General features: G+C 56.8%; 14 protein-coding genes. All 14 read right to left on the bottom strand.

What is annotated here, in order from left to right; genetic code table 11:
* Nucleotides 1-26: 26 nt before the first annotated feature.
* Complete coding sequence (gene dut, locus COHPA_RS0101150; RefSeq protein ID WP_027084356.1) at nt 27-470, bottom strand: dUTP diphosphatase; 444 nt, start codon at nt 468-470, stop codon at nt 27-29.
* Nucleotides 433-1,713, bottom strand: a complete 1,281-nt coding sequence (locus COHPA_RS0101145) for a M16 family metallopeptidase (RefSeq protein WP_027084355.1) — start codon at nt 1,711-1,713, stop codon at nt 433-435. The genes dut and COHPA_RS0101145 overlap by 38 nt, the downstream gene beginning before the upstream one ends.
* A 62-nt stretch (nt 1,714-1,775) precedes the next feature.
* The gene (locus COHPA_RS0101140; protein ID WP_027084354.1) at nt 1,776-2,759 is read right to left on the bottom strand and encodes a polysaccharide deacetylase family protein; all 984 of its coding nucleotides are present in this window, start codon (nt 2,757-2,759) and stop codon (nt 1,776-1,778) included.
* Between the two features lie 171 nt (nt 2,760-2,930).
* Nucleotides 2,931-5,045 (bottom strand): polyribonucleotide nucleotidyltransferase, encoded by a 2,115-nt coding sequence (gene pnp, locus COHPA_RS0101135; protein ID WP_084760227.1) that lies wholly within the window; start codon nt 5,043-5,045, stop codon nt 2,931-2,933.
* 189 nt (nt 5,046-5,234) lie between these two features.
* The gene (gene rpsO, locus COHPA_RS0101130) at nt 5,235-5,504 is read right to left on the bottom strand and encodes a 30S ribosomal protein S15 (RefSeq protein WP_027084352.1); all 270 of its coding nucleotides are present in this window, start codon (nt 5,502-5,504) and stop codon (nt 5,235-5,237) included.
* A 172-nt stretch (nt 5,505-5,676) separates the two neighbouring features.
* Complete coding sequence (locus COHPA_RS0101125; RefSeq protein WP_027084351.1) at nt 5,677-6,675, bottom strand: bifunctional riboflavin kinase/FAD synthetase; 999 nt, start codon at nt 6,673-6,675, stop codon at nt 5,677-5,679.
* 24 nt (nt 6,676-6,699) lie between these two features.
* Nucleotides 6,700-7,653, bottom strand: coding sequence for a tRNA pseudouridine(55) synthase TruB (gene truB, locus COHPA_RS0101120; protein WP_027084350.1), 954 nt, complete (start codon nt 7,651-7,653; stop codon nt 6,700-6,702).
* Entirely contained in the window at nt 7,646-8,635 is a 990-nt protein-coding gene (locus COHPA_RS0101115) for a DHH family phosphoesterase (protein WP_027084349.1), read from the bottom strand. The genes truB and COHPA_RS0101115 overlap by 8 nt, the downstream gene beginning before the upstream one ends.
* A 17-nt stretch (nt 8,636-8,652) precedes the next feature.
* Complete coding sequence (gene rbfA, locus COHPA_RS0101110; RefSeq protein ID WP_027084348.1) at nt 8,653-9,009, bottom strand: 30S ribosome-binding factor RbfA; 357 nt, start codon at nt 9,007-9,009, stop codon at nt 8,653-8,655.
* Between the two features lie 30 nt (nt 9,010-9,039).
* Nucleotides 9,040-12,072, bottom strand: a complete 3,033-nt coding sequence (gene infB, locus COHPA_RS0101105) for a translation initiation factor IF-2 (protein ID WP_027084347.1) — start codon at nt 12,070-12,072, stop codon at nt 9,040-9,042.
* Nucleotides 12,065-12,397, bottom strand: a complete 333-nt coding sequence (locus tag COHPA_RS0101100) for a YlxQ family RNA-binding protein (protein WP_027084346.1) — start codon at nt 12,395-12,397, stop codon at nt 12,065-12,067. The genes infB and COHPA_RS0101100 overlap by 8 nt, the downstream gene beginning before the upstream one ends.
* On the bottom strand, nt 12,381-12,698 hold the full coding sequence (gene rnpM, locus COHPA_RS0101095; protein WP_027084345.1) for an RNase P modulator RnpM: 318 nt from the start codon (nt 12,696-12,698) through the stop codon (nt 12,381-12,383). Before rnpM ends, COHPA_RS0101100 begins: the two co-directional genes overlap by 17 nt.
* Nucleotides 12,699-12,746: 48 nt before the next feature.
* On the bottom strand, nt 12,747-13,844 hold the full coding sequence (nusA, locus tag COHPA_RS0101090; protein WP_027084344.1) for a transcription termination factor NusA: 1,098 nt from the start codon (nt 13,842-13,844) through the stop codon (nt 12,747-12,749).
* A 74-nt stretch (nt 13,845-13,918) separates the two neighbouring features.
* On the bottom strand, nt 13,919-14,380 hold the full coding sequence (gene rimP / locus COHPA_RS0101085; RefSeq protein WP_027084343.1) for a ribosome maturation factor RimP: 462 nt from the start codon (nt 14,378-14,380) through the stop codon (nt 13,919-13,921).
* Nucleotides 14,381-14,386 lie beyond the last annotated feature (6 nt).

The raw sequence follows: 14,386 nt of genomic DNA, 5'->3' as shown, positions 1-14,386 counted from the left end.
CGAATCAAGCTTCCCTCGCTTAACGATTATTTCCCCGTATGTCCAAACCCGCCTTCGCCGCGAAGCGTGTCCGGCAACTCGGACACTTCCTGCAGCGAAACTTGAGGAACGAGCTGGAAGACGATCTGCGCGATCCGTTCGCCGCGATTGATCGTGAAAGCCTCCTGGCCCAAGTTAATGAGCAGTACTTTCACTTCGCCGCGATAATCCGCGTCGATCGTGCCCGGCGTATTCAAGCATGTAATTCCATGCTTGAAGGCTAGCCCGCTGCGAGGTCTAACCTGGGCTTCAAGCTCCCGCGGCATCGCCATGGCGAAACCCGTCGGAATTAATGCGCGCTCGCCCGGAGCCAAGACGACCGGCTCGGCTACCGCCGCGTGGACGTCGAATCCCGCCGCCCATTCCGACATTTGCTGAGGCAAAGGGACGTCTTCATTCCCCGGCAGTCTCTTCAGTTGAATTGGATACAACGAACTCCCTCCCGATTCCCGACAACACTTTTTCGTTGGCGCCGACTAAAGCGATCGCGCTCGGCTGCTGCAACATCTTCGCGATCATGTCATTGACGTCATCCAGCGACACCCGGTCGATTCTGGCCAGCATGTCGTCCAAAGATTGATGCCGTCCGAGCATGAGCTCGTTTTTGCCTATGCGGTTCATCCGGCTGCTCGTGCTTTCCAAGCTTAAGATCAGATTGCCTTTCAACTGCTCTTTGCAGCGGGAAATCTCGGCTTCGCTCAGCCCATTAGCCGCGACGTCGCCCAGCAGCTCCATCGTGAGATCGTATACGTCTTGGGTTTGCTTCGGCGCCGTCCCCGCATATACGGTGAACAATCCGCTATCCGCATAAGAGGTATGGTAGGAATATACGGAGTACGCCAAGCCGCGCTTCTCGCGAATTTCTTGGAATAAACGCGAGCTCATGCCTCCGCCGATCGTATTGTTGAGCAGAATCATCGCGTATAAATTCGGCTCTTGGATCGAGCAGCCCGGGAAAGTCAGACAGAGATGGTTCTGCTCCGTCTTCTTCCGATGGAACAACGCGCCCGAACGGAACGAAGGCGTGGTCACCGGCGACTCGGCGCCGCTGACGTCGAACTGACCGAAATGCTCTTCCAATAACGCGAGGACTTCTTCCCCTACGTTGCCGGCAAGGCTGATGACCGTATTGTCGATCCGATAACGCTCGCCCATGTAGCGGCGCAAATCCGAAGAGCCCATCGCATTCAGCCGTTCCGCCGTGCCGAGTATGGAGTACGCGAGCGGATGCCCGTCATAAGCGGCTCTAGAAGCTAGATCGTGAACCGTGTCGTCCGGCGTATCTTCGTACATCGAGATTTCCTCGAGTATAACGTTTTTCTCTTTCGCCAATTCTTCGTCCGCCAGCTTCGAGTTGAAGAACATGTCCGCGAGAATGTCGACGGCGATCGGCAAATGCTCGTCAAGCACCTTAGCGTAATAGCAAGTGTACTCTTTGGACGTAAAGGCGTTCACGTTTCCGCCGATTCCGTCGAAACGGTCGGCGATATCTTTAGCGCTATGACGATCGGTCCCTTTAAACAGCATGTGCTCGATAAAATGGGAAATCCCGTTGTTGTCCAACGTTTCGTAGCGGGAACCGGTTTTGACCCAGATGCCGAACGATACCGATCTTACGCCGGGAATCGATTCGATCATCACGCGCAGTCCATTCTTAAGTTGATATTTGTTCACCCGATCTCCCCCTTTGAGAATGATATCACTATACCAAATTCCGACAACTGCCACAACAACGCCTACGCCCGATCCGTCGACAGCGTCTCGGATACCGTTCCCAGCGAATACCCTTTGGCTTTAATCGTTGTGATCATGTTTGACAGCGCGCCTTTCGACGCTTCCGTCGGGTGCATTAAGATTAACGTTCCCGGACCGACGCGCTCCTTAACTTTGGAGACGATCGTCCAAGAAGCCGGCTTCATCCAATCCAGCGTATCCAGCGTCCAGAGTACGGTTCGCAGACCGTATTCGGATGCCGTTTGTACCGTTAGACCGTTGTAATCCCCTGAAGGAGGGGCGAACCAATGGTTGTCAACGCCGAGCTCGTCTAGCAGCTTCTCTACTTTACCGATTTCTTCGCGTTGCCTTGCCGGGCCCAGCCGACTCATGTTCGGATGAGAATAGGCATGGTTCGATACTTCGTGCCCTCGCGCGATGATTTCCTTGGCGACCTCTTTATGCTTCGAAAGCCACATGCCATCCAAGAAGAACGTCGCATGAACGTTCGCGGCTTTGAGCGTATCGAGCATCGGCATGATATATTCGTCGCCCCACGCCACGTTGATCATCAGCGCGACCATCGGTTTCGCGGGATTCCCCCGATAGATGGGCAGCAACGGCAAGTCCGATAAATTGACTTTCGGTTTGACTTCCCGATATATCCATGGGACAGTCTCCGCGTCACCGGGCAGCCGAATGCCTTTCTCGACCGCTTTACGGTAAGTGGCTTCGATATCGACTTCTTTGCCGTTATACCCCGGAATCGCTTTCCATACCCGATCGTTAACCGCATTGATGGCCGGAACCGTTCTCGCCGACGCCTCTTGCTTAATCCATTGCAGCAGCTCGGCGTTGCTCGTCGTCGGACTGAACGCCTCGCCAGCCGCCGTCTGCTTCAATGCGGTCAAATAGTCATGAAGAGGCCCGTACGTGCCTAATAGCACCACCAGCAATAAACAAATGGCCATCGCGAATGCTTTGGTGCGCATTTTCGTCGCGTTCATGCATCTTCTCACTCCGATCTTGTCCCATTACCTTGCATAAGCCTATGCGCGGAAGACGGTTAATATGTGAGAGCATCCCATGGAACAGGGCGAAATATGCAACCAAACCTCTATACAAAACAAAAAGAGACCGTTAAAGCTCGTCTCTTTTGTCCGTTCGATATGCAATTGTTAAGCTTTGGTTTCGACCGAGGAAGGCTTCTCCGGCGCTAACAGCGCTTTGCGGGACAAGTTGATCCGACCCATGTTGTCGATTTCCGTTACTTTGACTTCGACGACGTCTCCGATGTTGAGCACGTCTTCGACTTTCGCGATTCTCTCGTGAGCGACTTGGCTAATGTGGATCAGCCCGTCTTTATTCGGAAGAATTTCGACGAAGCAACCAAACTTCTCGATCCGTTTGACCGTACCCGTGTAGACTTCGCCGACGACGACTTCTTTCACGATGCCTTCGATAATCGACCGTGCGCGGTTGTTCGCGGCTTCGTCCGTCGAAGCGATATAGACGGTGCCGTCCTGCTCGATGTCGATTTTAACGCCGGTCTCTTCGATGATTTTGTTGATGATTTTCCCGCCGGAACCGATAACGTCGCGGATTTTGTCCGGGTTGATCTTGAGCGTAATGATCTTCGGAGCATACGGGCTAAGCGATTGGCGCGGCTCTTTCATCGTCTCGAGCATTTTGCCGAGGATGAACATGCGGCCTTCTTTCGCTTGCGCGAGCGCGTCGGTCAGGATTTGGCGATCGATGCCGTCGATCTTGATATCCATTTGGATCGCCGTAATGCCGTCTGCCGTACCCGCTACTTTGAAGTCCATATCGCCGAGATGGTCTTCCATCCCTTGAATATCCGTCAGAATCGAAGTATGCTCGCCGTCTTTGATCAGACCCATCGCAACGCCGGCAACCGGCGCCTTGATCGGTACGCCCGCGTCCATCATCGCCAACGTGCTCGCGCAGATGCTCGCTTGGGACGTCGAACCGTTAGACTCAAGCACCTCGGAGACGAGACGAATCGTGTACGGGAATTCCGCTTCGGAAGGAATGACTTTCAGCAATGCGCGTTCGCCGAGCGCGCCGTGACCGATCTCGCGGCGTCCTGGCGGGCGAAGCGGACGAGCTTCTCCGACCGAGAACGGCGGGAAGTTGTAATGGTGCATGAACCGCTTCGATTCTTCGAGGCCGATGCCGTCGAGAATTTGCACTTCGCCGAGCGGACCGAGCGTACAGATGCTGAGTGCTTGCGTCTGACCGCGAGTGAATAGGCCGGACCCGTGCGTGCGAGGCAGTATGCCGACATCGCTGGAGATCGGACGAATTTCGTTGAGCGCGCGGCCGTCCGGACGCACCTTGTCGTGCGTGATCAACCGGCGGACTTCGTTCTTCACGATATCGTACAGCACTTCTTTGACGTCTTTCAGCTTGTTCGGCGTTTCCGCGTATTGGATCGCGAAGTGATCGACCGTCTCCGCGTTGATCGCGTCGATCGCTTCTTGGCGGGCATGCTTCTCCGAGATGCGTACCGCCTCGACGAGACGAGCATGCGCATAAGCTTGTACATCGGCTTCTACTTGAGCGTCGGCAGCATGCAGCTTGACTTCCATCTTCGGTTGGCCGGCTTTGGCGACGAGTTCGTCGATCGTGCCGCAAATTCTCTTGATTTCGTCGTGACCGAACATGATCGCTTCAAGCATATCCGTTTCGGATACTTCGTCGGCTTCCGCTTCGACCATCATGATCGCGTCGCGAGTACCCGCGACGACGACGTAAAGGTCGCTCTTGGCTTCCTGCTCGACGGTCGGATTCACGACGAACTGGCCGTCGATCCGTCCCACGATAACGCCGCCTACCGGTCCGTTGAACGGGACGTTGGAAATCGACAACGCCGCGGATGTACCGATCATAGCCGCGATTTCCGGCGAGCAGTCCTGATCGACGCTCATGACCAAGTTAACGATCTGCACGTCGTTCCGGAACCCTTCCGAGAATAACGGACGAATCGGACGGTCCGTCAACCGGCTTGCGAGAATAGCCTTCTCGCTCGGACGGCCTTCGCGCTTGATGAATCCGCCTGGAATTTTACCTACCGCGTACAGCCGCTCTTCATAGTTAACCGTAAGCGGGAAAAAATCAAGATCTTTAGGCTCCGACGAAGCCGTTACGGTGGACAGCACCACCGTATCACCATACCGAACGACAACCGCGCCGTTCGCTTGCTTGGCAAGACGTCCTGTTTCGAGCGCGAACGGACGGCCTCCGAGCAACATTTCAACTCGTTGTTCCAAAAAAATTCCCTCCTCTATAACCTACAACTTTATGTACATTCGACACACTTTCCATTATTTCCTGCTAGAAGGCCGCTTAGGCATCGAAACTTGACTTGAAGCGGCCCAATATCGGAAAAAAGCAACCCGGAGCCTTTCGGGACGATGCGTCCCATCGGCTGATCCAGGTTGCTTTCGTGCGGTACATGATTAGCGACGCAGACCGAGCTTCGCGATAAGCGCGCTATAACGGCTAACGTCTTTGTTTTTCAAATAAACGAGCAGCTTACGGCGTTGACCAACCATCTTGAGCAAACCGCGGCGCGAGTGGTGATCTTTCTTGTGCGACCGGAAATGGTTCGTCAAATTGTTGATGTTCTCCGTAAGGATAGCGATCTGGACTTCCGGGGATCCCGTGTCCGAAGCATGCGTGCGATGCTCTTCGATCAATGCGTTCTTGCGTTCTTGAGTCAATGCCATCCTGGAACACCTCCTTCAATAGAATCGCCGTTAGCCTCGCAGGCGTTGGTGAAGCGCGCAGCCAAGCTAAGGTTATGTTTGCTTACCGTCCTCGCCAATCTGGCCGGATTTCAGCAACGTTGTCTAGTATAGCACAGAAGTGATCCCCGTTACAACGCCTATGTTCATACATTCATAGCGCGCTCGGCAGCGTGGAGAGCAGCGCTTTCGCTTGCTCCGCGTCGTTCTTGATTTGCGCGACGAGCTGGTCGATCGATTCGAACTTGCGTTCCTGCCGGATAAAAGAATGAAAAATAAGCGCGATTTCGCGTCCGTACAGATCGCCAGAAAATTCGAACAAATGAGCTTCGAGCTTAAGCTGTCCTCCGGGCGCATCGAAAGTTGGCCGAACCCCGACGTTCAGCACGCCGTGGTAACGCTCTTCGGCCCCCGGCGAACCGCCTATCGGCAGCACGCGAACCTCGATTGCATATACGCCGTTCATCGGTACGACGTAAGGCTGCTCGGGCTTAACGTTCGCCGTTGGAAATCCGAGCAACCGCCCCCGGGCGTCCCCATGAACGACGACGCCTTGAATTTCATAGGGTCTGCCGAGCAGCAGCATCGCGGCGCGAGAATCGCCGGCGGCCAGCTTCTCGCGAACGCGAGTGCTGCTCACCTTAACGCCATCGTTATATACCGGCGAGACGACGTGCACTTGCAAGCCGCCTTCTCCGAATTCGGAAAGCGCCTCGGCGTTGCCTTCTCCGCGATAGCCGAACTTGAAATCGAACCCGACGACCGCGGTGCGTACGCCGATCGGAACGATCAGCGATTTCACGAAGCGCTCCGCCGTCACTTCCGAGAACGGCCGGTCGAAATGAATAACGTACGCGGCTTCGACGCCGAGCTCGGCGAACAGCTCTAGCTTGTCCTCCACCGGAGTAAGCACGGTCGTATACTGCGAGCCTTGACCGAGTACCACTCTCGGATGCGGATCGAACGTCATGACCGCAGGCACGATTCCGTGCTGCTTCGCTAAAGCAACGGCCTGGCGAATGACCTCTTGGTGGCCGAGATGGACGCCGTCGAAAAAACCGATCGCAAGCGACAGGCCTTGCGATCGGATCGCGCCGGCGGGCAACTCGCCCGATTCGGCAACATGATCTACATATAAATCGTATCGTTCCACCACATGTCCTCCTGCTTCATCGGACTAGGCGTTCCCGGACCCTTGTTCGTCAGAGGGGTGGAACACCTTCACCGGACGGACCTTATGCAAGTTCTCCTCGACCGAGAACAACCCGAGAAACGCGCCGTCTCTCCTATACAGCTTCCAGAGGCCTTCCCGATCCGGCGGCGGCTGCAAGCGGGCGGCATCGATCGACTTCCCTTGCAACGCGTAAGTCGATTCCGGTTCGGACACTTCCGTCCGCGGCAGTTCGACCAGCGTATCGGCGGGGATGAGCTTCTCTCTGATCGTACCTTCCTCTTGCAGCTGCGCCAGCTGTTCGAGGGTTACGCATTGAGGTTGCCTCAGTCCAGCGCTTTCCGTACGAACGAGCTTCGCCATGACGGCCGGTACGCCAAGCTTTCTGCCAATATCGACGCATAGCGTCCGAATGTAAGTGCCTTTGGAACAGGATACCGAGAATGACACGGTAGGCTGCGGTCCCCCCGCGGATACCTGAAGCACGTTAAGCCCGTAGATCGTAACGCGCCTGGACGGCCGTTCGACCACGATGCCTTCGCGGGCAAGCTCGTAGAGGCGTTTACCGTTCATCTTCACCGCGGATACCATCGGAGGAACTTGATCGATCTCTCCCATAAAGGAGCTCGCGGCATCGACGATCGTATCTTCCGTAAGGAAAGAAGCGTCTAACTCCTCGAGCACGTTGCCGCTCAAGTCCTCCGTATCGGTGGCCATGCCGAATCTTAAAGTAGCTTCATACGTCTTCGGAAGCTCTTGCAAATACTCGACGAATCGAGTGGCTCGTCCGATGCAAAGCGGGAGCACGCCGGTTACGGCGGGATCGAGCGTGCCGGTATGTCCGATCCGGCGTTCCCGCAGAATCCGTCTTGCTTTCGCCACAACGTCGTGCGAAGTGAACCCGGCCGGCTTCCAGACGGCAAGGACGCCGTCCAACGCAGGCTGACCGCTATTACTCATGCCCGTTCAACGCCTTCTGCACGACGTCCACGACTTTCGAGACCGCTTCGGGAAGCGGCTCGGTTAACCTGCATCCTGCCGCGCGCACGTGTCCGCCGCCGCCGAAATGCTGCGCCACGGCCGCGACGTTCACGGAACCGGAGGAACGCAGGCTGACCTTCACGGAAGACTGTCCGTTCTCCTTGAACAGCAGACCGACTTCGACGCCTTCGATGTTGCGCGGGTAATTGACGAGCCCTTCCAGGTCTTCGTTGGTCGCGCCGGTCTCGGCTAAATCCTCCGAAGTGACCCATATCCAGCCGATTCTCTTGTCGTCGCTGAATGCCAGACGCGATAACCCGCGTTGGATCATTTGCATTTGGCCGAAAGTCATGCGCTCGAGAAGGAGCTCGGCCAGCTCCGGCCCGTTCACGCCCGCTTGCAGCAGACGCGAAGCGATCGCCATGACGGCGGGGCTTGTGTTCGAGTACCTGAAGCCTCCGGTATCCGTCAGGATACCCGTATAGATCGCGGTGGCAACGTCCCTATCGATCGGGAACGACATGGCGTCGATCAGCTCGATGATGATTTCCGCCGTCGCTGCCGCATCGAACTTAAGCACGTTGACGACCCCGTAGCTGTCATTGGTCGGATGATGATCGATGTTCAGAATGTCGGCGCCTTCGGCTACCCATTGCGTCCCGCGTAGGCCGACGCGCGAATAATCGGCGCAATCGACGCAGATCACGTTGCGGAATTGCCTAACTGGAGGCTCGTCGCCCGGAATCGTGACGATATCCTCGCAGCCCCGCAAATAGCAAAGTTTGGAAGGCACCGGACCTTCGTTAAGCAAGGTGTACGTTTTGCCGAGTTTCGCAAGCAGCCATCCCATGGCGACAGTCGAACTAATGGCATCCCCGTCGGGCTGCACGTGAGACACGACCAGGAAATCGTCCCTTTCACGAATAAAATCGGCGGCTTCCTGCAATACGTCAGCCCACATGCCTGGTTCCCCCTAACCTACATCTTCAACGACTCTTCGTTAATCTGATTCAGCAGCGATTCGATCTTGCTGCCGTACGCGATGGAGCTGTCGAACTTGAACTCCATCACGGGCGTATGGCGCAGCTTCACGCGACGGCCAAGCTCCGAACGGAGAAATCCGTTCGCGCGGCCGATCGCCTTCAGCGTCTCTTCTTTCTGCTCGTCGCTGCCCAGAATGCTTAAATAGACTCTGGCCAGGGACAGGTCATTCGTAACGTCGACTCCGGTTACCGTAATGAATCCGATCCGAGGATCCTTCAGCTCCGTCTGAATGATCGTGCTGATTTCCTTCTTGATCTGTTCGCCGACCCGTCCTACCCGGAATTTAGCCATGCTCTGTTCACCTCGTTCAATCGGTGTGGCTTAGCGTTCAACGGCTTCCATGATGAACGCTTCGATGACGTCGAGTTCCTTATAGTCTGTAAACTTCTCCAACGTAATTCCGCATTCGTAGCCTTCGGATACTTCCTTGGCGTCGTCCTTGAACCGTTTGAGCGTGTCGAGTTTACCCTCGTATACGACTTTGTTGTCGCGCAGCAAGCGCACTTGAACGTTACGTTGCATTTTGCCGTCGGTAACCATACAGCCTGCGATCGTACCTTTGTTGATTTTGAAAATGTTGCGCACTTCGGCGTGACCGATCACTTTTTCTTGGAACACAGGATCTAGCATGCCCTTCATCGCTTGCTCGATCTCTTCGATGACTTTGTAAATGATCGAGTGCAGGCGTACGTCGACTTTCTCCTGCTCGGCCGTCGATTGCGCGCCCGATTCAGGACGTACGTTAAAGCCGATGACGATCGCGGACGAAGCGCTCGCGAGGCGGATATCGGATTCGGTGATCGCGCCTACGCCGCTGTGGATCGTTCTGACGCGCACGCCTTCGATTTCGATTTTCTCGAGCGAGCCTTTGAGCGCCTCCAAGGAACCTTGCACGTCGGCTTTGAGAATGACGTTAAGCTCTTTGATTTCACCTTCTTTGATCTTGCTGAACAGATCTTCGAGCGTAACCGCTTGGTTCGCCTTCATCGTCTCTTGGCGCGTCTTGATCGAGCGTTTGTCGGCGATTTCGCGCGCCTTGCGCTCGTCTTCGAACACCATGAACGGATCGCCGGCTTGCGGAACCTCGGTCAGACCGGTAATTTCGACCGGCGTCGAAGGACCCGCTTCCTTGATGCGGCGCCCGCGGTCGTTCGTCATTGCGCGAACGCGTCCGAAGCAGTCTCCCGCTACGAAGGCGTCGCCGACTTTAAGCGTACCGTTCTGTACGAGAATGCGGGCGACAGGGCCTTTGCCTTTGTCGAGCTCGGCTTCCATGACGGTACCGCGCGCGCGTTTGTCCGGGTTCGCTTTGTAGTCGTTCACTTCCGCCACGAGAAGGATCATCTCGAGCAGACCGTCCAAGTTGACGCGCTGTTTAGCGGACACTTCGACGAAAATCGTATCGCCGCCCCACGCTTCTTGAACGAGACCGTATTCGGTCAGCTCTTGCTTTACTTTATCCGGATTCGCATCCGGTTTATCGATTTTGTTGACCGCGACGATAATCGGCACGTTCGCCGCTTTCGCATGGTTAATCGCTTCTACCGTCTGAGGCATGACGCCGTCGTCGGCTGCGACGACGAGAATCGTAATATCCGTTACTTGAGCGCCGCGGGAACGCATCGTCGTGAACGCTTCGTGACCCGGCGTATCGAGGAACGAAATCTTCTTGCCGTTGATCTCGACTTGGTATGCGCCGATATGCTGCGTAATGCCGCCCGCTTCGCCGCTGGCGACTTTCGTCTCGCGGATCGCGTCCAGGAGCGTCGTCTTACCGTGGTCGACGTGGCCCATGATCGTAACGACCGGAGGACGAGCAACCAGATCGACTTCGTCGTCTTTCTCTTCGACCGTCTCGAACTGCATATCTTCGACGACGATTTTCACTTCCGTCTCGACGCCGTATTCGCCCGCGATGAGGAGAACCGTGTCGAGGTCTACTTCTTGGTTGATCGTCGCCATAACACCCATCATGAACAGCTTCTTGATGACTTCCGCGACGTCTTTATGAAGCAGCTTCGCCACTTCGCCGACCGTCATGTTGCCGCGAACGATAACCTTTTTCGGCGTATTGTCGATTTTCTCGCGCGGAGGTTGGTTGTTCTTGCCTCTGGCGTTTTTGCCGCCTTTGCCTTTCGGGCTGCGGAAGTTCGGACGCTCATCGAACCGGGCGCCGAGCTCTTTGCGCTTGCCGGCCGCGTTCGGGTTGTTGCGGTTGAAGTCTTCCCGGCCTTTGCCGTCCCGGCTAGGCGTACGATTGTCGGTGCGGGTTCCCGTACCGCGTTGGCCTGCCGCCGCTACCGGAGCGCCGCCGCGAGAACCGCCGAATGAAGAATTGCCCGCCGGAGCCGAAGTGCCAGGTCCGCGGTTGCCGCCGAAGCCGCCTTGACCTTGCGGACGTTGACCGTAACCGCCCTGACCGCCTTGACCGCCTTGGCCCTGCGGACGTTGTCCGTATCCGCCCTGGCCGCCTTGGCCTTGCGGACGCTGACCGTATCCGCCTTGACCGCCTTGGCCTTGCGGACGCTGACCGTACCCGCCTTGACCGCCCTGGCCTTGCGGACGCTGACCGTACCCGCCTTGACCGCCTTGGCCTTGCGGACGCTGACCGTACCCGCCTTGACCGCCCTGGCCTTGCGGACGCTGACCGTACCCGCCTTGACCGCCCTGGCCTTGCGGACGCTGACCGTCGCGGTTGTATCCGCCTTGGCCTTGCGGACGCTGGCCGTCGCGGTTGTATCCGCCTTGGCCTTGCGGACGCTGGCCGTCGCGGTTGTACCCGCCTTGGCCTTGCGGACGCTGACCGTCGCGGTTATATCCGCCTTGGCCTTGCGGACGACCGCCTTCGCGGTTGCCGTAGCCGCCTTGGCCTTGCGGACGACCGCCTTCGCGAGGCGCGCCTTCTTGGCCTTGCGCTGGCGAAGCGGAAGCAGCCGACGCGGCAGGAGCCGGAGCTGGCGCAGCCGATTGCGGCGCAGCAGGCGTGGACGCCGCGGAGCTTGCAGGCGCGGCAGGACGAGCCGCAGGCGCTTGCTCTTCTCTGCGAGGCTGACTTTGCGCCGGCGCGCTTGCTGCCGCCGGAGCACCGCCGGACGAGCGACGGCCGTCTCCGCCGCCTTGGCTTTGGGCCGGCTTGGCAGCCGTATTCGCCATCTTGGCCGCAGCGTTCGCTTTGACGTCGCGGAAAAACTTCTCGACCGCCTGCGTCATGCCGTCCTCCATCACGCTCATATGGTTGTTGACCGGCATGTTCTGTCTTTTGAGTATCGTAATGATCTCTTTACTGCTCATATTGAGCTGCTTGGCGTATTCATACACCCTCAGCTTATCTTTGTTGTCTTCTTGTTTACTCAATATTCTCCACCTCCGAATGATGAACGAAGCCGACTTGAAGCATGTCGGCAAACCCCCGATCCGTAACCGCGAATATAACGCGTTCCGGCTTTCCGACAGCGGCGCCCAGCTCGAACCTGGAATAGCCGATCAGCATCGGCACGCCGTAACTTTTGCACTTATCCGCGAATTTCTTGCTCGTGTTGTCCGAAGCGTCGCTCGCCAGCAACACCAGCTTCGCCTCGCCCGAGCGAATCGCCTTCAGGACGATTTCCTCGCCGCTGACCAGCTTGCCCGCTCTCATGGCGAGCCCTAGACGGGACAACGCTTTATTCGATGCCGTCACCTTGATCAAGCTCCTTCGCGGCCTGGAACTTATCCTCCACGCGAATGAAATCCGCTTCCAGACGATCGTATATTTCAGCTTCCACCGGCGTCGCGAGCGCGCGCTCGAACGCTTTGGATTTTTTGGCCAACTTAAAGCACGACACTTTGCCGCACAAATACGCGCCTCTTCCCGGCTTTTTGCCGGTCAAGTCGATCGAGATTTCCCCCGCGGGAGAACGCACGATCCGGATCAATTCCTTCTTCGCCATCATCTGCTGGCAAGCGACGCATTTGCGCTGCGGTATCTTCCTAGGTCTCAAGACGATCCCCTCCAGCGATTCGCGAGAAACGCGCTTCGTAAGCAATCCTTAGTCGATCGATACGCTGTCCTGATGCATCGTCGCGCCGGTCGACTTCGGCCGCCCGTATTCCTGCTCGGCTTGCGTCTCGCTCTTGATATCGATCTTCCAGCCGGTCAGCTTCGCCGCAAGGCGCGCGTTCTGGCCCTTGATGCCGATCGCGAGCGAAAGCTGGTAATCCGGCACGATGACGCGGGCCATCTTCTCCGCTTCGAACACGAGCACTTCGAGCACCTTGGAAGGGCTAAGCGCGTTCGCGACGTACTCGTCGACTGCTTCGGACCATCTCACGATGTCGATTTTCTCGCCTTTCAGCTCGGTGACGATCGATTGGACGCGAATGCCTTTCTGGCCGACGCAAGAGCCTACCGGATCGACTTCCTCGTTGCGGGAATGAACGGCGATCTTCGAACGGAAGCCCGCTTCGCGCGCGACCGAACGAATCTCGACCGTACCGTCGAAGATTTCGGGTACTTCAAGCTCGAACAGACGTTTCAGCAGCCCTGGATGAGTACGGGATAAAATGATTTGAGGGCCCTTGCTCGTGTTCTCGACTTTCGTAATATAAGCCTTCACGCGGTCGCCTTGCTTGAACTTATCGGTAGGCATAAGCTCGGTCAGCGGGAGCGCCGCTTCGACTTTACCGAGATCGACGTACAGGTTGCGCAGATCCATCCGCTGAATGATGCCCGTTACGATATCCTGCTCTTTGTCGACGAATGCGTGATAGATCAGTCCGCGTTCCGCTTCGCGGATGCGCTGCGTCACGACTTGCTTCGCGGTTTGCGCGGCGATGCGGCCGAAATCGCGAGGCGTAACCTCGATCTCGGCGATATCCTCGATTTGGTAGTGCGGATTAATGCTTCTCGCCGCCTCGACCGAAATTTCCAGGCGCGGGTCGAGCACGTCCTCGGATACCGTTTTGCGCGCGTATACTTTAATTTGCCCAGTTGTCCGGTTAATGTCCACGCGAACGTTTTGCGCCGTATTAAAGTTCCGTTTGTAGCTGGAGATCAGTGCCGCTTCGATAGCCTCGATCAGGACGTCTTTGCTAATGCCCTTATCGCGCTCGATTTCGGACAGCGCTTCAATAAACTCCATGCTCATGTCAAGATCATTCCTCCTCATAATACGGCTAAGCCCGTAACGTTGGTTACGGCCTGCCGGTTGTCATTGTTAAGTTAGAACACGATGGCCAGCCTAGCGGAAGCCACCTTGCTGTACGGAATCGCATGCTTTTTGCGTCCGATCGCGACCGTTAACGTCGTACCGTCGAAGCTTTCGAGCTTGCCTTCGAATTCTTTGGAGCCGTCGATCGGCTCGTACGTCGTCACGAAAACGTGCTTGCCCGCCGCCTTGGCCACGTCGTCCGCTTTCTTCAGCGGGCGCTCCGCGCCGGGCGAGCTCACTTCGAGGAAATACGCTTCGGAAATCGGATCCAGCTCATCCAGCTTCGCGCTGATGAATTCGGAAACGCGGCCGCAATCGTCGATATCGATGCCGCCGTCCTTGTCCACGTAAATGCGCAGGAACCAGTTGCTGCCTTCCTTTACATATTCCACGTCCACCAATTGGAACCCGTTCTCCGTCAAGTACGGCGTCGCGAATTCCTCAACGATGGATTTGATTTTCGATGCGCTCAAATTTGG

Origin of the sequence: Cohnella panacarvi Gsoil 349, from assembly GCF_000515335.1 — a bacterium.
In the GTDB taxonomy this organism is placed as follows: Bacteria; Bacillota; Bacilli; order Paenibacillales; family Paenibacillaceae; genus Cohnella; species Cohnella panacarvi.
The sequence above is the reverse complement of the archived record's forward strand: the minus strand, read 5'-3'. Positions and strand labels throughout refer to the sequence as shown.